This is a genomic window from Chitinophaga barathri (assembly GCF_003807585.1).
Lineage (GTDB): Bacteria > Bacteroidota > Bacteroidia > Chitinophagales > Chitinophagaceae > Chitinophaga > Chitinophaga barathri.
Window position 1 is genome coordinate 292,708 of record NZ_RMBX01000002.1, and the last position, 21,438, is coordinate 314,145.

Annotated in this window: 16 protein-coding genes; 4 read left to right on the top strand and 12 right to left on the bottom strand. The window is 53.8% G+C overall.

Annotated elements, in window-relative coordinates:
* Position 1: 1 nt before the first annotated feature.
* Positions 2-1,066, bottom strand: a complete 1,065-nt coding sequence (locus EG028_RS04385) for a sensor histidine kinase (protein WP_120515423.1) — start codon at positions 1,064-1,066, stop codon at positions 2-4.
* On the bottom strand, positions 1,050-2,039 hold the full coding sequence (locus EG028_RS04390) for a LytS family sensor histidine kinase (RefSeq protein ID WP_120515422.1): 990 nt from the start codon (positions 2,037-2,039) through the stop codon (positions 1,050-1,052). The genes EG028_RS04385 and EG028_RS04390 overlap by 17 nt, the downstream gene beginning before the upstream one ends.
* 219 nt (positions 2,040-2,258) lie before the next feature.
* On the opposite strand from EG028_RS04390, the gene EG028_RS04395 reads away from it, so the two are divergent.
* Genes EG028_RS04395 through EG028_RS04410 form a run of 4 tightly spaced genes read left to right on the top strand, consistent with a single transcriptional unit; the run spans position 2,259 to position 9,113 of the window.
* Entirely contained in the window at positions 2,259-5,309 is a 3,051-nt protein-coding gene (locus EG028_RS04395) for a SusC/RagA family TonB-linked outer membrane protein (RefSeq protein ID WP_120515421.1), read from the top strand.
* A 12-nt stretch (positions 5,310-5,321) separates the two neighbouring features.
* Positions 5,322-6,656: a RagB/SusD family nutrient uptake outer membrane protein gene (locus EG028_RS04400; protein WP_120515420.1), complete on the top strand. Its 1,335-nt coding sequence runs from the start codon at positions 5,322-5,324 to the stop codon at positions 6,654-6,656.
* A 25-nt stretch (positions 6,657-6,681) separates the two neighbouring features.
* Positions 6,682-7,926 carry a TlpA family protein disulfide reductase gene (locus EG028_RS04405; protein ID WP_162946303.1) on the top strand — a complete coding sequence of 415 codons (1,245 nt, stop codon included), beginning with the start codon at positions 6,682-6,684 and terminating at the stop codon, positions 7,924-7,926.
* A 14-nt stretch (positions 7,927-7,940) separates the two neighbouring features.
* Entirely contained in the window at positions 7,941-9,113 is a 1,173-nt protein-coding gene (locus EG028_RS04410) for a TlpA disulfide reductase family protein (protein WP_120515418.1), read from the top strand.
* Between the two features lie 375 nt (positions 9,114-9,488).
* Here EG028_RS04410 and argH read toward each other — a convergent pair whose 3' ends face one another.
* The 10 genes from argH to EG028_RS04460 form a co-directional block, all read right to left on the bottom strand.
* Complete coding sequence (argH, locus tag EG028_RS04415; RefSeq protein ID WP_120515417.1) at positions 9,489-10,820, bottom strand: argininosuccinate lyase; 1,332 nt, start codon at positions 10,818-10,820, stop codon at positions 9,489-9,491.
* A 62-nt stretch (positions 10,821-10,882) separates the two neighbouring features.
* Positions 10,883-11,461 carry a GNAT family N-acetyltransferase gene (locus EG028_RS04420; RefSeq protein ID WP_120515416.1) on the bottom strand — a complete coding sequence of 193 codons (579 nt, stop codon included), beginning with the start codon at positions 11,459-11,461 and terminating at the stop codon, positions 10,883-10,885.
* 6 nt (positions 11,462-11,467) lie between these two features.
* Positions 11,468-12,541, bottom strand: a complete 1,074-nt coding sequence (locus tag EG028_RS04425) for a M20 family metallo-hydrolase (RefSeq protein ID WP_120515415.1) — start codon at positions 12,539-12,541, stop codon at positions 11,468-11,470.
* Positions 12,542-12,543: 2 nt separating this feature from the next.
* Positions 12,544-13,341, bottom strand: a complete 798-nt coding sequence (gene argB / locus EG028_RS04430) for an acetylglutamate kinase (RefSeq protein ID WP_120515414.1) — start codon at positions 13,339-13,341, stop codon at positions 12,544-12,546.
* Positions 13,341-14,294 (bottom strand): Rossmann-fold NAD(P)-binding domain-containing protein, encoded by a 954-nt coding sequence (locus EG028_RS04435; protein WP_120515413.1) that lies wholly within the window; start codon positions 14,292-14,294, stop codon positions 13,341-13,343. Before EG028_RS04435 ends, argB begins: the two co-directional genes overlap by 1 nt.
* Positions 14,295-14,333: 39 nt before the next feature.
* A complete protein-coding gene (locus tag EG028_RS04440; RefSeq protein WP_120515412.1) occupies positions 14,334-15,458 on the bottom strand; it encodes an aspartate aminotransferase family protein in 1,125 nt (374 codons plus the stop codon).
* A gap of 48 nt (positions 15,459-15,506) precedes the next feature.
* Positions 15,507-16,478: an N-acetyl-gamma-glutamyl-phosphate reductase gene (gene argC, locus EG028_RS04445; RefSeq protein ID WP_120515411.1), complete on the bottom strand. Its 972-nt coding sequence runs from the start codon at positions 16,476-16,478 to the stop codon at positions 15,507-15,509.
* 6 nt (positions 16,479-16,484) lie between these two features.
* On the bottom strand, positions 16,485-17,681 hold the full coding sequence (gene argG / locus EG028_RS04450; protein WP_120515410.1) for an argininosuccinate synthase: 1,197 nt from the start codon (positions 17,679-17,681) through the stop codon (positions 16,485-16,487).
* A gap of 208 nt (positions 17,682-17,889) precedes the next feature.
* Positions 17,890-18,660, bottom strand: a complete 771-nt coding sequence (locus tag EG028_RS04455; protein WP_120515409.1) for a GNAT family N-acetyltransferase — start codon at positions 18,658-18,660, stop codon at positions 17,890-17,892.
* Between the two features lie 475 nt (positions 18,661-19,135).
* On the bottom strand, positions 19,136-21,166 hold the full coding sequence (locus tag EG028_RS04460; RefSeq protein WP_120515408.1) for an alpha-L-fucosidase: 2,031 nt from the start codon (positions 21,164-21,166) through the stop codon (positions 19,136-19,138).
* Positions 21,167-21,438: the final 272 nt, after the last annotated feature.

The window sequence follows — 21,438 nt, forward strand, 5'->3', positions numbered from 1 at the left end:
GTCACCAGCTTATTTGTAAGGTACTTTCATATGCGTGTTCCGTATTGTTGATCCGCAGCTCATATTGCCCGGGATACAGCAGTTCCAGGCGCCTGCGCACGTTATCCAGCCCTATTCCCCCGGACTTGTCTTTGCGGCGGGGTGTTTTATAATTATGCACGTTGAATACAAATTGCTGCGGGCTGCATTGCAGGCGGATGGTAACCGGTTTTGCCGGCTGGTTTGCCACCCCGTGTTTAAAAGCGTTTTCCACGAACGGCACCAGCAGCATGGGCGCAATGCGGTACAACGCAGGATCGCCTTCTATATGCACCAGCACGCAGTCATCACAACCCGTGCGCAGGCGGTGCATGGCGATAAAATCCTCCAGGTACCGCACTTCGTCGCTGAGCTGGCTGCGGTATTCGGCGGCGGGCGGCTGCTCTGTCATATACTCCAGGATGTGCGACAGCGTGCGCGTGGCGTCTATCACCTGCGGGCTGCGCACCAGCGCCAGGGAATAAATACTGTTGAGGCTGTTCATCAGGAAATGTACGTTCAGCTGCGTTTTCAGGATACCCAGTTCCGCTTCCTGCTGCTGGCGGCTGAGCTGCTGACGGCGTTTATCCGCCTCCAGCCAGGCGCGGAACAGCACATAGGCCAGGGCCGCGCAAAGCACCCAGGCACTGGTCCAGGATGAGGACCTGGCATATGCCTGGAAGGTTTTATACAGTTTCACGTGATTGTCCCGGTAGCCCATGTACAGCACATCTTCACGAAAGAAATTATCGGCAATGAAATACTTGAGAAGGGTAATGCCCGCCAGCAGCAATACCAGCCAGGCAAGCAGCGGCAGCACTTTACGGTCGCGGAGGAACTGCGGGAAGGGCCAGCGGATGGCGGCGTAGAACAAAATAAAGTTGAGCAGGCCGAATACACCCTGGTGAATATGCAGGTAACGCCAGCGGGCGGGATTCAGCGCGCCGTTCAGGCTGAGCATATTCAGCCCGTACATCAGCAGCATCCAGGCTGGCAGCAGGATAGCCAGCTCTTTCCATCTGCGGAGCGTCTCAGGCCGGAGCGGCATATACAGGCATTTTGAAATGATCCATATGCTGATAACGGCGCAGCCAGGCGGTGAGGCGGTGCCCCCAGCCTACGGCGGGCGCGGAGGAAAGCGCCAGGGTATCCGTACCGATATCCAGGCGGAGCACAACGGGCGCTTCTGAGGACTGGTGTGCCAGCAGCTGTTCAGCGGCGGACTGCAATTGCAGCGGCGTCACGTAACGGCCTGAGGCCGGCCCGTTCATCTGGAGGCTCACCGGCTGCCCGGGGCAGAGACGGTTGTGCAGCTTCAGGTAGATATTAAAATAATGTAATTCCTTTTCCAGCGGGGCTTTGTCCAGCCGCACCGCTTTGTCGTACAGCATATAACGCAACAATTCGGACAGCTGGAGAACAGCTTCGGCCCCTTCCCCGTCCCGGCGGTACTCGTCCGCCAGCACTGCTTCCAGTGCTTTGAGTTTGCGCAGCAGCAGCTGGGATGAAAACTGCATCCGTGTATATTGCCGGTGAGCGGCGGCAGCGGCCAGTTCCAGGCGGCGGCTGGTTTTGTCGCCCGTGCGCCACAGCAGGAAGATATAATAAGCGTAAGCGGCAAAGGTCACGGCAATGCCGGTACCCAGGCTGATGCGGAAATAGGTCCAGAAAGACATATACGTTTTCTTGAACCCGATCATTGCAATGGTGCCCTGCAATACTTCATCCGGCCACACGCTGGCAACCCCATATTTAATCCCGCAAAAAGCCACCAACACCCCAAGGGTAACGCCTGCCGCGCGCAGGTATTTTTTTGTGCCATGCAGCGGCAGCACGTAAAAAACCAGCAGGTAAAACAGGTTGAAGTTGATGAACCCATATACAAAATACCTGACAACCATATACCGGAAGCCGAACGGGCTGTTCCAGTTCACCCGCAATAATGGGAAAATATACAGCCCCACCAGCGCCATCCAGATGACGAGGTGAATGAAGTACCGGTATTTGCCAATATTGTTCATATACGGGCTAAGATACGCTATAACAGGGCATTTGAGATGATTTATTTTCGTCCCTGCAAACTGCCGGATCGTACCTGCGGAAAGGCTGTACGTACAGTTTTTACCTGCCGTATTCCCCGGCCGGCTTACATTGTGGCGTACGGGGACACTCGATTTCCGTGAGTCAAAAACCAATCAGACCAGCCAGAATCAACCAACCTATCAAACAAAACAACAGCTATGAAGCAAATCTATCTGTTATCTCTAGCCTGTATGATGAGCGTGGGCGCTATGGCCCAGCAGGTAATCAGGGGCACGGTACGCGATTCGCTTACCAAGGCCCCTATCCCCGGCGCCACCATCAAAGTGGTGAATGGCAGCGGCGGGGTCACCGCCAATGAAAAGGGCGAATTTGAACTGCGTGTGCCAGCCAACGCGCAGCTGCGTATTTCCTCCATCGGTTTTGAGCCTGTGCTCATCCCGGCTACGGCGGTCATGCGGCCCATTATGCTCACCACCACCGCGCTCTTGCTGAACGCCCCCGTAGTAGTCGGTTACGGCACCCAGCAGCGCCCCCTTCTCACCACCAGCATTTCCTCACTCAATGCCAAAAAGCTGGCGCCGGAGAACAATATCGTGAGCGATGTAGGCAAAGCCCTCCAGGGCCGCATAGCCGGTGTATTTGTAGCCAATACCTCCGGCACGCCTGGCGGTACGCCTAACATCCAGATACGCGGCGTACAAAGCGCCCGCGCGTCGGACGCCAACCCGCTAATCGTTATAGACGGCCTCGTGATGGAAGGCAGCGGCATCTCGCTGAACAGCATCAACCCCCAGGATATCGAAACGATCGATGTACTGAAAGATGCAGCTTCCGCAGCCATTTACGGCGCCCGCGGCAGCACCGGCGTGATCATCATCACCACCAAAAAAGGACGGCAGGGCGCCAAACCAACATTTTCCGTCAATGCCTATACCGGCTTCAACAACGTACCCTCCACCCGCCGGATGCTCTCCACACCGGAATATGAAGCCGCCTTTAAAGACGCGCGCAACAACCGGCTGGGGGATATCGAAAAACAACTGACGGACCCTGCGCTTACGCCCACCCAGATCTCGCAGCTACAGTCCGAACGTACCCGCCTCACCAGCCAGGTGAACGCACTGAAGATGGCGGACCGCAGCACCGACTGGATAGACCGGGTAAAGAACAAACAGGCGCCCGTGAACAACATACAGGCCAGCATGACCGGCGGCGGCGAAAAGAACAGTTATTACATGTCCATCGGCCGTTATTCCGAAGTAGCCTCCATCGGTACCGGCCAGTTCGAACGCTACACCGGCAAGATCGACATCACCCAGCAGGTGGGCAGCTGGCTGAAGCTGAACGGCAACATTAACCTGTCCCAGGGCGTCAATAAAAACAATGCCTACCCGCTTGTAAGCGCCTTCAACGCCAGGCCGGACACGCCGGAAGAGCCTATCCGACTGCCCAACGGCCAGCTGGATTATTATATCGGCCAACAGAATCACCCCTTAGGGGAAATGCTGGAAAATAAAAACAAACGGAGAACACAAACCTGGTTCGGTAATCTCAGCGCAGATGTAAAGCTGCACCGCACCCTGCAATTCCGCTCCGTATTCTCCGCCAACAAATACAACGTCAGCAGCAACGATTACCAGTCCCCGCTGGGATACCTGGGCAAGTTCAACAAGGGTTACCTGAAGGTGAACGGCATCGACAACTTCAATTATAATTTCGACAACTACCTTACTTATACCAACCGTTTCAAACAGCTGGGCGTGAACGCTGTGGCGGGTTATACCTTTTACAGCGTGGAGCAGAACAGCTCGGGATATGAGCTGAACGGTTTCCCCGCCGTAGCGGGCATCACCGGTGGCAGCGCGGCCGCGGCATATGGCAGCGTGGCTTCCATCAGTTCGCTCAACGGCTCTTCGCTGGAAACCAGTGAAGCATGGTTTGGCCGCGTGAACCTGGACTGGAACCAGAAATACCTGCTGGGCGCCAGCCTTCGTACGGACGGCTCCAGCAAACTGAACCCGGATAACCGTTACAGCTGGTTCCCCGCAGTATCTGCCGGCTGGGATATAGCCAAAGAAAATTTCATGCTGCGCCAGAAGGCCATCAGTTTCCTGAAACTGCGCGCCAGCTACGGCATCAGCGGCAACATCCGCCCGCTGGCCAATTTCGCGACGGAAGACCTGATGACCGGCACCACCTATCTCGGCGAGGCCGCCCTGAAGATCCGCGACCTGATCGGCAACCCATCCGTACGCTGGGAACAGACCAAACAGGTAGATGCGGGTATCGACCTCGGCCTCTTCCAGCAGCGCCTGAACGTCACCGTGGATTATTACAACAAAACAACGGACGGCCTGCTGAGCAGCCGCTTTATCCCCTGGGAATTCGGCGCGCAAAGCATCCCCTACAACGTAGGCAGCATCCGCAACTACGGCATGGACCTGGAGCTGAGCCTGAGCAGCGCACCCACTTCAAAAGTGATGTGGCGCGTGGAAACGAACATGAACCTCAACCGGAACAAAGTACTCTCCCTGGCGGATTCCGTGATCAACTATGGTACGTTCATCTTCGGCGGCCCGCAAAGCAATGTGAAAATAGGCCAGTCCGTAGGCAGCGTACAGGTGTATAACTCCCTCGGCGTAGATCCGCAGACGGGCGATATGGTGTACGAAGACCGGAATAAAGACGGGCTGATCAATATCAAAGACATGATCTACGTGCCCATCGCACTGCCGAAGTTCACCGGCGGCACCACGCTCACCGCGGGTTACAAAGGTGTAACGGTGGAAGCGTTGTTCAACTACGTGGTAGGCACCAGCATCTACGATTATTACGAACAGTCCCTGCGCAACTACGACATGGACTTCTTCGGGGTGATGCCCAACAAGTTCGACATCGTGAACAGCCGCTGGCGCAAGCCCGGCGACATTACCGACGTGCCGCGCGCGGTGTTGGGCCAGCATGGAGCCGGTAAAACCACAGACTGGAACTACCGCCCTTCCACACAGTTCGTCTACAACGCCAGCTACCTGCGCCTGCGCAACCTGATGGTATCGTACGACCTGCCGCAGCGCCTGCTCAGCAAGGCGTCTATCAGCCGCTGCAAAGTGTATTGCTCCGCGCAGAACCTGTTCACCATCACAAAGTACATCGGGTTTGACCCGGAAGCGGCCAACAACAGCGGCATCGTATCCAGCAACCTGCCAAACGCCCGCGCCATGGTGTTGGGCATAGACGTATCATTTTAAAACCAGCCAGCCATGACACGCAACCTATTACTCTCCTTCTCCGCCATACTCGCCTTTTCAGCCTGCGCCAACAAGCTGGACGTAAGGCCCGACAACCTTGTGGCGCCCTCGCAGGTGAACAGCCAGAACCTGCCGCTGGTGCTGAACGGCGCCAAACTGGGTCTTACCAACAACGCTTTTTACGGGTATTTCGCCCTCTCCGATTACATGAGCGACGACGTGCAGGGCCTCAGCCTGGCCGGGTATGAAAACTGCAACATCCCTGTAAACGACAACTCCCTCACCTTCGCCTACCGTTATCCTTACCAGTGCATCGGCAACGCCAACGCGGTGATCAATTACGGCGAAGCACATGCCTCCGAGACCGCATTAAACGCGACAGTGGGCGAAGCCTGCCTGCTGCGTGCTTTTGCATACACGATCCTGCACGAACAGTTCGGAAAAGTAGCCCTGATGAAAGGCGGCGAAGACCCGCTGACTTTGCCGGAGCGCAATACCGAGGCGGACGTAAAAGCCTTTATAGAGAATGATCTGAAAAAGGCGGCAGAGCTATTGCCCGATCACGCCGGACAGACCTTAAAAGCAAGCAAACAGGCCGCACAGCTGCTGCTTGCCCGTTTTTATCTCAACGAAGGCAACTATGCGGAGGCGCTGCGCCTTGCAGAACTGGTGATCAGTTCCGGGAAGTTCGCCCTTCAGCCGGATAAGTTCGGCGACATCTTCAAATACAACACCGCATCGAAGGAAATGATATACGCTATCGGCGAAACTTCCACCGGCAACAATGTCAACTACGGCCTTCCCAGTATCTACGGCCCGGGCGGGAAAAACCCGGACGGCACCTCCATAGCAGGCAGCGGCAATACCTGGATAGACAGCACGATGGTGAAAACCTACGAAGACACCGATACACGCAAGGCGTATTACCTGAAGAAAACAGGCACTTCCATTACCATCGAAGTGTATTTCCTCACCAAGTTCCCGATGGAAGCCACCCCGGCCTATCCCATCTGCCGGTACAGCGAAGCGTACCTGGTAGCGGCGGAAGCGAAAGCCCGCGCCGGCACGGTGGACGTTACCCGCTTTAATGAACTGCGCGCCAAACGCGGCGCCAGCCTGAAGAACAACAGCGATTACGCGGATGCTCCGGCCTTTCTGAATGAAATTGAAATGGAAAGGAGACGTGAATTTGTAGGCGAACGGATGCGCTGGAGCGACATGCGCCGCTTCGGGAAAGCAACGCCCTGGCTTTCTGGCCTGCGCCAGCCCGAAGGGCATGTGCTGATGCCCGTGCCGGAACGCATCCTTGTGCTTAACCCCAACGTGAAACAGAATGCAGATTATTAAACAAAAACAAAAACTACATAACCCGATGAAGAAAGCAATGTTGACAGCAGTCATGATCGCGGCGGGCCTCAGCCCGTTGATGGTAAAGGCCCAGCAGACGCCCATGCCGAAGCAGATCACTGTGAAAGGAAAAGTAAAGTTCGACGTACCCGCCGGCAACCCGCGTAAAGTATGGCTGAGCCGCGAAAACGGTACCGGCAAACCGCAGGTGGTGGACTCCGTGGAAATGGGCCAGGACCTTACCTACAGCTTCCGTATCAAGCAGGACCATCCCGGCATTTACAAGCTGAACATCATGTATTGGGACCACATCACTTTCTGGAGTGATGCGGACGTAAGCGTGAGCAGCCGCGGTTACGACACTGCGAAAATGAAAATAAAGATCCCGCACTTCTACTACGTACAGGGCTCCCGTGACAACGACTTCATCAACCAGATGGAGCTGAACAGCACCAACGGCTACCTGCGCAGCGTGGAAGATTACAACCAGGAATATTATGCAAAAGAGCATAAACAAAAAACCGGCGACAGCGCGTGGATCACTTACCTGAACACCCGCCCCCGCTACAACAAAGGCAGTGACGATGCGCAGCAGCGCCGTGACCTGCTGATGAAGATGTATAAGGACCGCCCCGTGCTGATCTACGCCCTGCGTTATGCCGGCAGCCCTGATGACACATCCGCCTACAACAGCACCCTGGCCCAGCTGGACCGCCTGCTGAAACTGTACCCCTGGCTCACCGAAGCAAAGAACCTGAAGACAACGATCACAAACAACCGCCTGCAGGCCATGAAACTGAAGCCCGGCCAGATGGCCCCTTCCATCAGCTACCCTGACGATATGGGCAAGTTGCAGAACCTCGAAAAATACAAAGGCAAATATGTACTGATCGACTTCTGGGCAAGCTGGTGCGGCCCCTGCCGCCAGGCCATCCCGAAAGTAAAAGAGCTGTATGCGCAGTATAAAGACAAAGGCCTTGAAGTAGTCAGCATCAGCATCGATACCGACAAAAAAGCCTGGGCAAGAGCCATGGCGGACGAAAAGATGCCCTGGGAACAAATGCTGAGCGACAACAAAGACAAGACCATGGAAGACTTCCAGTTCAGCGGCATCCCCACGCTCTACCTGCTGGACCGTGAAGGAAAGATCGTGACCAAATACACCGGTTACAGCCCTGAAGCGGAAGCAGGCATTAAAGAAGCAGTAGACAAAGGCGTGGCAGCCAAACCCGCCGGCGAAAGAAAAGTAATGCAGGCAATGAGCATGTAAAATCATACACCACCATGAAAAGAACAATTGTAACCCTCATAATCCTGGCACTGGGCGTACCGCTGTACGCCCAGCAGGGTTATACGCTGGATGTAAAACTCGAAGGCCAGGCCGGCTACAAACTTAATCTCAGTTATGTGCAGCACGGGCGGCGCAAGAGCGATACCGCCCGGCTGTTGCCCGATGGCACACTTCGCTTCACCGGCACTATCGAAGAACCGGTAGTGGCCGTGCTGTTTAACAGCAATCCCACCACCCGCTTCCAGATGAGCAGCGGCGGTATGTTCATTCCCGGGCCGCTGCTGGAACTGGTGTTGGAGCCCGGTACCATCAAAGCTACCGGCACTTCCGCGGATTCTTACCTGGCCACTGTAAAAGGCGGGCCGATGAATGCGGAGCTTTCACAACTGAAAACCAAAGAGAACCCGCTGGTGAAAAAGAAATGGGAACTCACCAAAAGCGGCGCACAGGCTTACCGCAGCGGTGACACCACCCTGTCTGCCCGGTTGCGGAAAGAAGGTGATGCACTACAGACTGAGAAAGAAAACCTCCGCAAATCGTATATCACAAAACACCCCGGTTCTTTTGTGAGCGTATACCTGCTGGGCACTATGTACGAAAGTTACACGCCACAGCAGTTCGAACAGGCATTTGGCAAACTCGCCGCTACTTACAAAAACACGTTTTACGGAAAGTACGCAGCCGCGAAGATCGAAAGCGCCAAAGCGACCGCATTGGGCCGTGTAGCGCCCGATTTCACCAAGAAGGATACAAACGGCCAGCCGTTCACACTTTCCAGCCTGAAGGGGCAGTATGTGCTGGTGGACTTCTGGGGCAGCTGGTGCGGCCCCTGCAGGAGCAGCCACCCGCACATGAAAGCGTTGTATGAAAAGTATAAATCCAAAGGCCTGGAGATAGTAGGCGTGTCTGAAGAAAAGTCCCCGGACATGACCACGAACGAAAACAACTGGAAAAAAGCGATACAGACCGATGGCATCCAATGGGTGCACGTAATGAACAACTACGGCAAAGAAACACAGGACCTGGTGCAGGTATACGGCGTTGCCGGATTCCCGACGAAGTTCCTGCTGGATAAAGAAGGAAAGATCGTTTTTAAACTGGTGGGCGCGGGAGAAGAAGGCGATAAGGAACTGGACGGAAAACTCAGGGATTTGTTGGGTGAATAGATCATCATCTGTTTTTACCTCCGTATGGGGCCGATCTAAAAGTAAAAGGCGCTTTTGATCGGCCCCTTTTCTTTTGCTAAAATACCATCACTTCAGACGCCAAAATCTTCTACGATCCTTCGGTCATCCTCCGACCATCCTCCGGCGACCCTCCGACCAAAGTACCTCAAACCCTTGCTAAGACCGAACACGGTCGGAGGATGGTCGGAGGATTGCAGGTATTTACTTGTAGGATGGCCTATCCGGCCGGGTAATTTGATATTGATTTTCAAGCATTTAAAAAATACGCCCTTTCGGTTTGCGGGAAAAAGAACGGGGGCTGATCTGAAAGTATCGTTTTACTTTCGGACCAGCCCCCGGTATTATTTTAACGGACTATTTTACAAGCGCCTCAATCGCCGCATGTACCTGCTCAAAAGGAAAACCCTTTAAAACAGCATCCATTTGCGTTTTAATCGCTTCATTTTCGAGATTGCCAATACTACCCTCATGTGTGTGATGAATGTCTTTATCGGGCTTAAAATTGCCTTTTTCGATATCCAGGCCTACCTGTTTATAAGCTTCGCGGAAAGGTGTGCCTTCCAGCACCAGGCGGTTCACTACTTCCACGCTGAACAGGTACTGGTATTTGTCATCTTTGAGAATGTCTTCTTTGACGCGGATGTTTTCCAGCATGAGTTTGCTCATCTGCAAACAGTTGCGCAGCGTGGTGAACGCAGGGAACAGGTTTTCCTTCAGGAGCTGCAAATCGCGGTGGTAGCCTGATGGCAGGTTCACCGTCATCATGGCGATCTCGTTCGGCAATGCCTGCAGTTTGTTACAGTGCGAGCGTATCAGTTCCCATACATCGGGGTTCTTCTTATGCGGCATGATGCTGGAACCGGTCGTCAGCTCATCAGGGAAACTGATAAAACCGAAGTTCTGGTTCATGAACAGGCATGCGTCCATCGCCATTTTGGAAAGCGTGGCGGCAATGCCCGCAAGGGCGAAGGCTACCAGTTTTTCCGTTTTACCGCGGCCCATTTGTGCATATACGACGTTGTAGTTAAGCGAATCAAAGCCCAGCAGTTGGGTGGTCATGGTGCGGTTCAGCGGGAAGCTGGAGCCGTAGCCGGCGGCGGAGCCGAGCGGGTTTTTGTTCACCACCTTGTACGCGCCCTGCAGCATCGTGAGATCGTCTACCAGGCTTTCCGCATAGGCGCCGAACCATAAGCCGAAAGATGAAGGCATGGCTATCTGCAAATGCGTATAGCCGGGCATCAGGTGTTGTTTGTATGCTTCGCTCTGTGTTTGCAGCAGGTCGAACAATGACCTGGTTTCGTGAACGATGGTTTCCAGTTCGTGGCGGAGGAACAGTTTGAGGTCCACCAGCACCTGGTCATTGCGGGAACGGCCGCTGTGTATCTTTTTCCCGGACTCTCCCACCCTTCTGGTGAGCAGCAGTTCCACCTGCGAGTGAATATCTTCCACCCCTTCTTCCAGGGTAAAGTTGCCCGCCGCTATTTCCGCGTAGATCTGTTTCAGTTCTTTTTGCAGCACGGCAAGGTCTTCTTTGGAAAGCAGCCCGATGGACTCGAGCATGGCGATATGCGCGAGGGAGCCCTGCACGTCGAAAGGTGCGAGGTATGCGTCCATTTCGCGGTCGCGGCCTACGGTGAACTGCTCTACTGCGGCGAGGGCCGCTTTATCCTTTTGCCAAAGTTTCATACTGCTTCTGTTTAAACGCTGATATGCCGGTTGGGAGGCTGTTTGAACACGCCTTCCCGGTTTTAAAAATCATACTTCCCGAAGATCCTCTCTTTGATCTCCGGCCATTCTTCTTTCAGTATTGAAAAAAACACGCTGTTGCGCAGGTGCCCCGTCCAGGTGATCATGTGGTGGCGCAGGATGCCTTCCTGTTTGCAGCCGATGCCCAGCATGGCATTGCGTGATTTTTCGTTACGTTCGTCTGTTTTCAGTTCCACGCGGTTCATGCCCCATACTTCAAATGCATATTGCAGCATGGCAAATTTCATCGCGCGGTTGAGGCCGGAGCGCTGAAAGTCCGGGTGTATCCAGGTATAACCTATCTCCGTTCTTTTATGTTGCAGCACGATGCCGCAAAAACGGGTGCTGCCGGCTACTTTGCCGGTGGCCTTGTCTATGATCAGGTAAGGCAGGGATGTTCCCTGTTCCCTGTCCGTAAAAGCGATCTGCATATACCGCTCCAGCTCCTCACGGTTGCTGACGCGGGTAAGGCCCACTTCCCAGAGGGAAGGCTCCAGCGCCACTTCCATCAGTGCATCCGCATCTGAAGGTTGCAGGGGGCGGAGCAATACGCGTTTGTTTTCAAGTACCGGCTGTTCCATATCCTGCTAATTTACGCCATTCACGACGGACAGCAGCCGGATATATGTATCGATGCCCTGGCGTATCTCGTCGAGGTAAATAAATTCGTCGGCGGTGTGGCTCCTGGCTGAATCGCCGGGGCCGATCTTTACGGAGGTGGCGGGTATCAGCGCCTGGTCCGATGTGGTGGGCGAGCCGTAAAGCTGTTTGCCCAGGCCCAGGCCGGCCTGTACCAGCGCGTGGCTCTCGGGAATAAAGGACGGCCTCATCCGCATGCTGCGCGGCGTTACGTCGCACTGTACGTTTGCGCGGATGATCTCCAGCATTTCCTCGAGGGTATATTGGTCAGTAGCCCGCACGTCCACCACGAAAGAACATTCCGCGGGCACTACGTTGTGGGCTTTATTGGATGTCTGTATAACGGTCACGCTCATCTTTACCGGCCCCAGTGTGTCGGACACTTTCGGGAACCGGTAGTTGCGGAACCAGCTGATATCGTCCATGGCTTTGTAGAGCGCATTTTCGCCTTCGTCGCGCGCGGCGTGACCGGCTTTGCCATGCGCCACGCAATCCAGCACCATCAGGCCTTTTTCGGCTACAGCGAGGTCTGTTTTGGTAGGCTCGCCTACGATGGCAAAATCTATGGCGGGCAGTTGGGAAAGGATGGCTTCAATACCGTTCACCCCGCTGATCTCTTCTTCGGCAGAGGCTGCAAATACGATATTGTAGGGCAGGCCTTCCACTTCATAAAAGTGCAGGAAGGTGGCGATAAGGCTTACGAGGCAGCCGCCGGCGTCGTTGCTGCCGAGGCCGAAGAGTTTGCCGTCTTCCACAACCGGCGCAAAGGGATCGCGGGTGTATTGCGGGTTAGGCTTTACGGTATCGTGATGGGAATTGAGCAGAATGCTGGGTTTGGCGGGATCGAAGTGCCTGTTCACCGCCCACACGTTGTTCAGGTGGCGGTTGGGTTTCACGCCGTGTTCTTCAAGAAAACGTACCAATATAGCGGCGGTAGCGTCTTCTTCCCTGCTGAAGGACGGTGTGGCGATCAGTTCTTTTAAAAGCCCCACTGCATCTTCGTAGCGTTGTTGGTTCCACATAGTTAGCAAATTAAGGTACCCGCTACCGAACCGGTCGTGTTCCTTTTCAGGTCACCGGCGTGGCCGATGAGCACTTCTTTCACACCGCTTTCGATAGCAGCAAATGCGTTGTCCAGTTTCGGCAGGATGCCGTCGGACAATACGCCTTCAGCAAGCAGCTGCTGATAAACTTCGCGGTTGATCAGGTTGATCACCGAATCGTCGTCCGCCGCGTTCCGCAACACACCTTTTTTCTCAAAACAATATACCAGGCGCACCGTGTAATGTTCGGAAAGGGCCACCGCAAGGGAAGATGCAATGGTATCCGCGTTGGTGTTCAGTATCTGTCCTTTGCCGTCGTGTGTGAGCGGGGAAAATACGGGGGTAAGACCGGCGTCCAGCAACAGTTTCACCGGCGCCGTCCGCACAGCGCCGGTGGGAATATCTCCTACAAAACCGTAGTCAATTTCTTTTACAGGGCGCTTCACTGCGGGAATGATGTTTGCATCCGCGCCGGTAAGGCCGATGGCATTGCAGCCGTGTGCCTGCAACTTAGCCACTACCTGTTTATTCACCAGCCCACCGTATACCATCGTCACTACGTCTATGGTCTCCGCATCGGTGATGCGGCGGCCGTTCACGTAATTGGCTGCAATGCCCAGCTTGTCCCCGATGCGGGTGGCTATTTTGCCACCGCCGTGGATCAGCACCTTCAGTGCGGGCACTGCCGCAAAATCTGCCAGGAAGCTGTCCAGGAAACCGGGATTGTCTATCACATTACCGCCCACTTTGATGATATATACCGTACCGGGAGATGACATTATCTGTTCTTTAAAATTTCACTTAATACCGCCTGCGCCGCCCATACACGGTTGCCGGCTTCGGGGATCACGATGGAGCTGGGGCCGTCCAGCACTTCGTCCGCTATCACCACGTTCCTTCTTACGGGCAGGCAATGCATCACTTTCGCGTCATTGGTGTTCTTCAGTGTCTCATTCGTCACCATCCAACTTTCGTCCGTGCAGGTGATCTTGCCGTAATCTTTGTAACTGGACCAGTTCTTCACATACACAAAATCCGCTCCTTCCAGCGCTTCGTGCTGGTTGTGGATCACCGGCGCTTTGCCCGCGAACTTTGGGTCCAGCTCGTAACCTTCGGGATGCGTGATCACGAAGTCCACTTCATCCCATGCGTTCATCCACTGCGCGAAGGAGTTCGGCACGGCCTGCGGCAGCGCTTTCACATGCGGCGCCCAGGTCATTACGACCTTCGGTTTGCGCGGCTGTGTCCAGCGTTCCCTGATCGTGATCACGTCTGTAAGGCTCTGCAAAGGGTGCAGGGTAGCGCTTTCCAGGCTTACCACTGGTTTGCCGGCGTATTTGATGAACTGGTTCATATATTTTTCCGTGTAGTCTTCCTCTTTATTTTTCAGACCGGGAAAGGTGCGGATGGACAGTATATCGAAGTACTGGCCCATCACCGCGGCGGCTTCCTTCACATGTTCGGTAGTGTTCCCGTTCATCACAACGCCGTCGTTCATTTCGAGGGCCCATCCTTCTTTATCAATGTTGAACACCACTACCTCCATGCCCAGGTTACGGGCGGCAACCTGTGTGCTCAGGCGTGTACGCAAACTCGGGTTCAGGAATATCATCCCCAGAGTTTTGTTCTCACCCAGCCCTTTGTCCTTAAAAGGGTTCTTTTTGTAATCCAGTGCTGTAGCCGCTATTTGCGGCACACCGGGTACGTCGTCCACGGAAATAAATTGTTTCATCGTTGTTTTACATTTGGTTCCTCCGAAGGAGGAGCACCATTAGTTTAATTCTGCTTTAAATGCGGTTAAAAAGTGGTCTGCCTGCGCTTTGGTCAATGCCAGCGAGGGCAGCAAGCGGATCACATTCGGTTTTGCTTCACCGGTGAAGATCTTATGTTTGAATAACAATTCTTTTCTTACATGCGCCAGCTCTTCGGGCAGCTCGATGCCGATCATCAGGCCCCGGCCTCTTACTTCTTTCACCTGCGGGATCTTCCGCAGTTCTTCCATGAGGTAGCTGCCCACCACGCCGGCGTTTTCTATCAGCGATTCTTTTTCGATCACTTCCAGTACCGCCAGGGCAGCCGCGCAAGCCAGGTGATTACCGCCAAAGGTGGTGCCCAGCATACCGTATACGGGTTTGAACTTCGGGGAAATGATGATGCCGCCGATAGGGAAACCGTTGCCCATGCCTTTTGCCATGGAGTAGATGTCCGCATTCACACCGGCATGGTCGTGGCTGAAGAACTTACCGCTCCTGCCGTAACCGCACTGTACGGAATCCGCGATAAAAGCGGCGTTGTGCTCGTCGCAAAGCGTCCTGATCTTTTGCAGGAAAGCAGGAGAAGCCACATTGATACCGCCCACGCCCTGGATGCCTTCGATAATCACGGAGGATACTTCATGTTGTTTAAAAGCGGCTTCCAGTGCTGCCTGGTCTTCCCAGGGCAGGAATACCACGTTGTCCGTTTCGTTCACAGGGGCCACGATCTTCGGGTTGTCTGTAGCGGCTACCGCCAGTGAAGTACGGCCATGGAACGCTTTTTTGAAAGCGACGATCTTCTTTTTGCCGTTATGAAAAGAGGCGAGTTTGAGTGCGTTTTCGTTCGCTTCCGCGCCGGAGTTGCAAAGGAACAGCTGGTAATCTTCCTTACCGGATATTTTGCCCAGCTTCTCCGCCAGCTGCTGCTGCAGCGGGATGTGGATCGAGTTGGAATAAAAACCAACCTTGCCCAGCTGGTCCGTGAGCCGCTGTACGTAATGCGGATGCGTGTGACCGATAGAGATCACGGCATGGCCGCCGTAGAGGTCAAGATATTCCTGTCCTTTATCGTCCCAGACGGTAGAGCCTTCGGCCTTTGTAATGGTGATGTCGTTTACCGGATATACGTCGAATAAGATCATTGCTATTGTTTTGTGACCGGAAGTACCGGCCGTTTCTGAAGGAAATAATTAAAACACGATGGACTTGAGCTTCAACCCCGCTGTTTCCTCCAGCCCCAGTACCAGGTTCATATTCTGCACGGCTTGTCCGGATGCGCCTTTTACCAGATTGTCTTCTATGGAGTGAATCACCAGTTTGCCTTCCACCTTTTCCAGCTGGATCAGGACCTTGTTGGTATTCACGACCTGTTTGAGATCGATCTGTTTTTTGCTCACGTGCGTGAAGGGATGGCCTTCGTAAAACGACGTGTACAATTCATATGCTTCTTCGAGTGATAAGTCACAGTTGAGATACGAAGTGATCCAGATGCCGCGCGGAAAATCACCGCGTACGGGCACGAAGTTGAGCGCTCCTGAGTACGCAGGCTGGAGGCCCTGCAAGGTTCGTCGTATCTCTTTCAGATGCTGGTGCGTGAGCACTTTATAAGTTGAAATATTATTTGCTCTCCAGGTGAAGTGGGATGTAGCCGAAAGGCTCTGCCCCGCACCGGTGGAGCCGGTTACGCCGGTGGTATGTACTTCATTGAGCAGGCCGGCTTTTGCCAGTGGCAGCAGGCCCAGCTGGATGGCAGTCGCAAAACAACCGGGGTTAGCCACGTTGTGCGCCTTTTTGATAGCGTCCCGGTTTGCTTCAGGCAGGCCGTATACAAACTCGCGGCCTTTCACGCTCTCGCCCAGCCTGAAATCCTGGCTGAGGTCGATGATATGCACGCTGTCCGCTATATCGGTGGTTTCGAGGAACTTTTTAGCTTCGCCATGACCCAGGCAGAGGAAGATCACATCCACGCTGTTGTCTATCTCACTGGTGAACAGGAGGTCCGTATCACCCAGCAGATCGGCGTGCACCGCGTGCAGCGGATTGCCCGCGTTGCTGCGGCTGTGTACAAACGCCAGTTCCACATCAGGATGGTTCAGCAGAAGCCTGATGGCTTCGCCGCCCGTATAACCCGCCCCGCCAATAATGCCTGCTCTTTTTGCCATTGTCTTTTACTTTTTGTTGTCTTCATTCACCTGGTGCCAGATCATGGTCTGGTTGCCAAATATCTTGCTGAAACCTCTGACGTCTTCGCCGCTCCAGCCGGAGTTCATTTCCCCGTATTTGCCGAATTTGCTGCTCATAAGATCGTAGGAGGAAGTGATACCGGTCACCTGGAAGCGGTAAGGCATCAGGGTTACGGATACTTTGCCGCTTACGTTTTCCTGGCTGTGTTGCAGGAAAGCTTCGATGTCGCGCATAACCGGGTCGAGGATCTGGCCTTCGTGCATCCAGTTGCCGTAGAACTGTGCCAGCTGGTCTTTCCAGCTCAGCTGCCATTTGGTGAGCACGTGTTTTTCCAGTGCGTGGTGTGCTTTCAGGATCACCATGGGAGCGGCTGCCTCGAAGCCCACACGGCCTTTGATACCGATGATGGTGTCCCCTACGTGAATGTCGCGGCCGATAGCGAACGCACCTGCAATGCTCTGCAGGTAAATGATCGCCTCGGTGGGATGCGTGAATTTTTTATCGTTTACGCCCAGCAGTTCGCCTTTCTCGAAAGTAAGCTCTACCTGCTCGGGTTCATTTTTTGTCAGTTGGGTGGGCCATGCCTGCTCGGGCAGCATACCGTTGGAGGTGAGGGTTTCCTTACCGCCTACAGAGGTGCCCCAGATGCCTTTGTTGATGGAGTACATGGCTTTTTCGAAGTTCACCTGCACGCCTTTTTTCTGGAGGTATGCGATCTCTTCTTCGCGGCTCAGTTTGAGGTCGCGGATGGGAGTGATGATCTCCACGCCGGGGATCATGATGTGAAAGATCATGTCGAACCGCACCTGGTCGTTGCCTGCGCCGGTGGAGCCGTGCGCTACAGCGTCCGCGCCTACTTCTTTCACGTATTCAGCGATGGCGAGGGCCTGGCTCATACGTTCCGCGCTTACGCTCAGGGGATAGGTATTATTTTTCAGTACGTTGCCAAATACCAGGTACCGGATCACTTTATCGTAATAAGAGCGAACCGCATCTACTGTCTTGTGACTTTTCACACCCAGACTGTAGGCGCGTTTCTCGATCTCCTGCAATTCTTCCGCAGTAAAACCGCCCGTATTCACGATTACGGAGTGCACTTCATAACCTTTTTCTTCGGACAGGTATTTTACACAGTACGATGTATCAAGTCCTCCGCTGAATCCCAGTACAACTTTTTTCATCTGCTATTATTTGTCTTTTTAGTTGCCAGATGTAACCGGCTGGCGCCGGTTTCATTTGTTCTTATTTGTCTTTTTAATTGCCTGATGGAACCAGCTCGTGCTGGTTTCATCTGATCTTATTTGTCTTTTTATCGGCCAAATGGAACAGGCGTAATGCCCGTTTCATCAGTTCTTATTTGTCTTTTATCTTTAAACCTCAGTTATCCCATTAAAGCCAGCCAAAGAAAAACCTCTTCTTGCTGGAACCCGCCGCTCCGCTGCCGCCGCCTTTCCTGGCTGCTTTCAGCAGTACGTATTTTTTGTACCGCACCCACCTTTCAAAAAGGGAGAAATTGCCTTTGAATTTCCGCTTCTTCCTTTCCTCCTGCATATTACCCTCGGTGGTGATCACGAGTTTGTTCTTTTCGGCCGCAGCCTTTTCTTCCGCTTCCTTCGCTTTTTCTACAGGATCGTACAGCATGGCGGTGCAAAGACAGTTTTTCCTGTTCTTGGCCGTCAGTACATCAAAATTCACACAGCTGCGGCAGCCCTTCCAGAATTCCTCATCGTCGGTAAGCTCGCTGTAAGTTACGGGCTCATAACCAAGATCTGAGTTAATTTTCATCACAGCGAGGCCGGTGGTAAGACCGAATATCTTGGCTTCGGGGTATTTTTTCCTGCTCAGCTCGAAGATCTTCTCCTTGATGGCTTTGGCAACGCCATGGCCCCTGAAGGCCGGGTTGACGATCAGGCCGGAGTTGGCCACAAACTTCTCATGACCCCATGCTTCGATATAACAAAAGCCTACCCATTCGCCGGCGGCGGTAAGCGCGATAACTGCCTTGCCTTCGTCCATTTTCAACTGCACGTATTCAGGAGAACGTTTGGCGATGCCGGTTCCACGGGCTTTAGCAGAAGCCTCCATCTCGTCGGTGACGGTTTTGGCATAATGCTTATCGTCGGCAGAAGCTGCCCGAACGATGATATCTTTATTTTCCAACTTGTTAAAATTGAAAATTGTGATTCAATAAATTGATGTGAATGTTCCGTTTCCGGAGAAACCCATGAGGGGGATCATGGTGCGATAGCGGGTGTGGTTAACGGCGCTATCAAATACGAGGTCGTCGGGAGAGATATCTAAAGACAGGAAACCCAATAGCGTAGACACCCCCTTCGAAAGAAGGGTGGTAAGCAGAGATGTTGGTATGGGTTGAGATGTATTCCAACTTCAGTTCGACATTAAATTGTTATAAAAATTCGTCTTTAGTTATTAAAGTATCCGCAAAGTTATAACATATTTAAATATGCAACCGATTTTTTTTGTTAAAATAAGCAAGAACGGAAACGTGGCCCTGCCTGCGTTTCCGTTCTTTTTGCCGGTATGTCCGGCGGGGGGCTGAATGAGGGCTTTTCGGGGTGGCGCGTGCCGGGTTCCCGGCACGCCCCCGGAAGTAGCAGCGAACTTGCCTTAGCTGCTAGAATACGCCTGTTTCAGCAAATGCGGGTACCTGGTCCTTCTCGTCCGCCGGTGCCAGCGCCACCATCTTAAAATAGCGGCATTGTACTGGTTTTGAGAGTTTTATACTTTGTTTTACCGGGCTGTTCAGGATATTGGCAAAGCTGCCTTTCGCCACCGGCTCTCCCCACTCCTTCCCGTCGTTGCTCACATAAAAGGCATACTGGTACACGATGCCACCGCGCATGTCGGGCGTGTACGTAAAGCCGTTTACCGTGGTGGGAATGCCCATGTCCACGACCAGTTCGGCGGGATATTTCATCTGGGCGTTGCGGAAGGTAGTGCCGGGGTTGCCGTCTACGGCGTTTTTAGCGCCTGCCGTCACGGCGTTCCAGCTTTCAGGCGCCAGGTCGAAGGTTTGGGTCACTGTGGCGCCGGGCGTTTTACCGTTGTTAATGAATGCTTTGGCCTTGATGGTGCCGCTGCCCTTGAAGGAGAAGCCGCTGCTGTATTTCGCGGAGGCCGTCGTAGGTTCGCTGCCGTTTGTGGTATAATACACCACCGGGTCCGCCGACTGGATGGCGATGGTCACTTCTCCGGATTTGCTGCGTTTGATCACCGGGTCCGCCAGCAGTTCGGGCGCTTTGTAAAGTTTCACTTCGCTGATCACCGGGCTTGCCAGTGCGTCCAGCAGGGTGATCTTCACGCTTTTGGTGGTGGTATTCGGCAGGCGCAGGATGCGTTTGTAGCCGATGGTGGTCTCCCGCGCGATCTCGCGGTATTGTTTCCCTTCCAGCACGCTTACCGTAAAGGCTTTCACACGCTGCCCCAGCGGGATATACTCCTGGATGGCGAGCCTGTTGAAAGTGATCTCTTTTTCGAAAGAGAGATTAATGTCCGCCGTGAGCTTGCCATCTTCGGTAGCCCAGTAGGTGTTGTAGTTATTGTCTGTGAGATGGATGGCGCTGGTGAGCGGGCTTCCGGGGCGGTTGTTCGTCACCGTGGTCCTTGCGCGCGCAGCCAGGTTGGATTTAAAATCGGCGTCCAGCGTCTTTTTCAGCTCCATCAGGCGGATAGAATCATTTTCATGAATGCGGCCGCGGCGGTCTACCGGTACATTCAGCAGCAGGTTGGCATTGCGGCCAACGGAGCCGTAGTAGATATCCAGCAGCCAGGGAAGCGTTTTTACCTTGTCGTTTGTAGCGGGGCTGAAGAACCATCCCGGACGAATGGATACGTCCGCTTCGCCCGGAACCCAGTCCGTGGCGCCTTCCTGGCCCGTGTTCAGTTTATCCTGGATGCCGTGCATGCCCGGCGCAAATTCTTTGCGGTTGATCGTGCTCCAGTTCGTAGTGCCCGCAAAGCCATTCTCATTACCGATCCAGCGGCAGCCGGGGCCCGCATCGCTGAAGAAGATCACTTCCGGGTGGTATTTTTTTACGGTACCTTCAAACAGGTCCCAGTCGTACACCTGTTTTTTACCGTTCGGGCCTTCGCCATTCGCGCCGTCGAACCACTGTTCGAACACGTGGCCGTATTTGGTATGTACTTCGCGCAGCTGGTTGGCGAATACCTGGTTGTATTCAGGGGTGCCGTAGGCCGGGTGGTTGCGGTCCCAGGGGGAAAGATATACCCCGAAGAGCAGACCGTATTCCTTGCAGGCCGCGGACAGCTCGGCGAGCACATCGCCTTTGCCGTTTTTCCAGGCGCTCTCACGAACGGTGTGTTTGCTGTATTCGCTGGGCCAGAGGCAGAAGCCGTCGTGGTGTTTGGCGGTGATAATGATGCCTTTCATGCCGGCCAGCTTCGCTGTGCGGGCCCATTGGCGGGCATCCAGTTCGGTGGGGTTGAACACTTTCGGATCTTCGTCCCCATGTCCCCATTCCTTGTCCGTAAAAGTATTCGGACCAAAGTGAATGAACATGTAATATTCCAGCTGCTGCCATTTCACCTGTGCGTTGGAAGGCAGGGCGCCGTAAGGTTTGATCTCAGGTTGCGCCCAGGCTTTGCCGGACAGGATCAATAAAATAAAGAAGACCGCTTTTCTCATAGTACTGTAATTGCTGACGTGTGTTTCATAAAAATAATATCCCAGGGTTCATTTCGGGAAGTTTGGTAATATCCTGACAGAGAAAGTTAAAATAGTACGCTAACAACCGTTTGCATCCCACACTGTGGCTGGTAATGAGGAAATTAGCCGGAAAAACCGCAGATTTGCCATCTATCACAGGAATGTCACAATTCATAAACAGGCATTGCACATGATAATGTTAAAGCTATACATTTAAAGCTGTTAAACGGACATGTTACTCTTGTTAATAC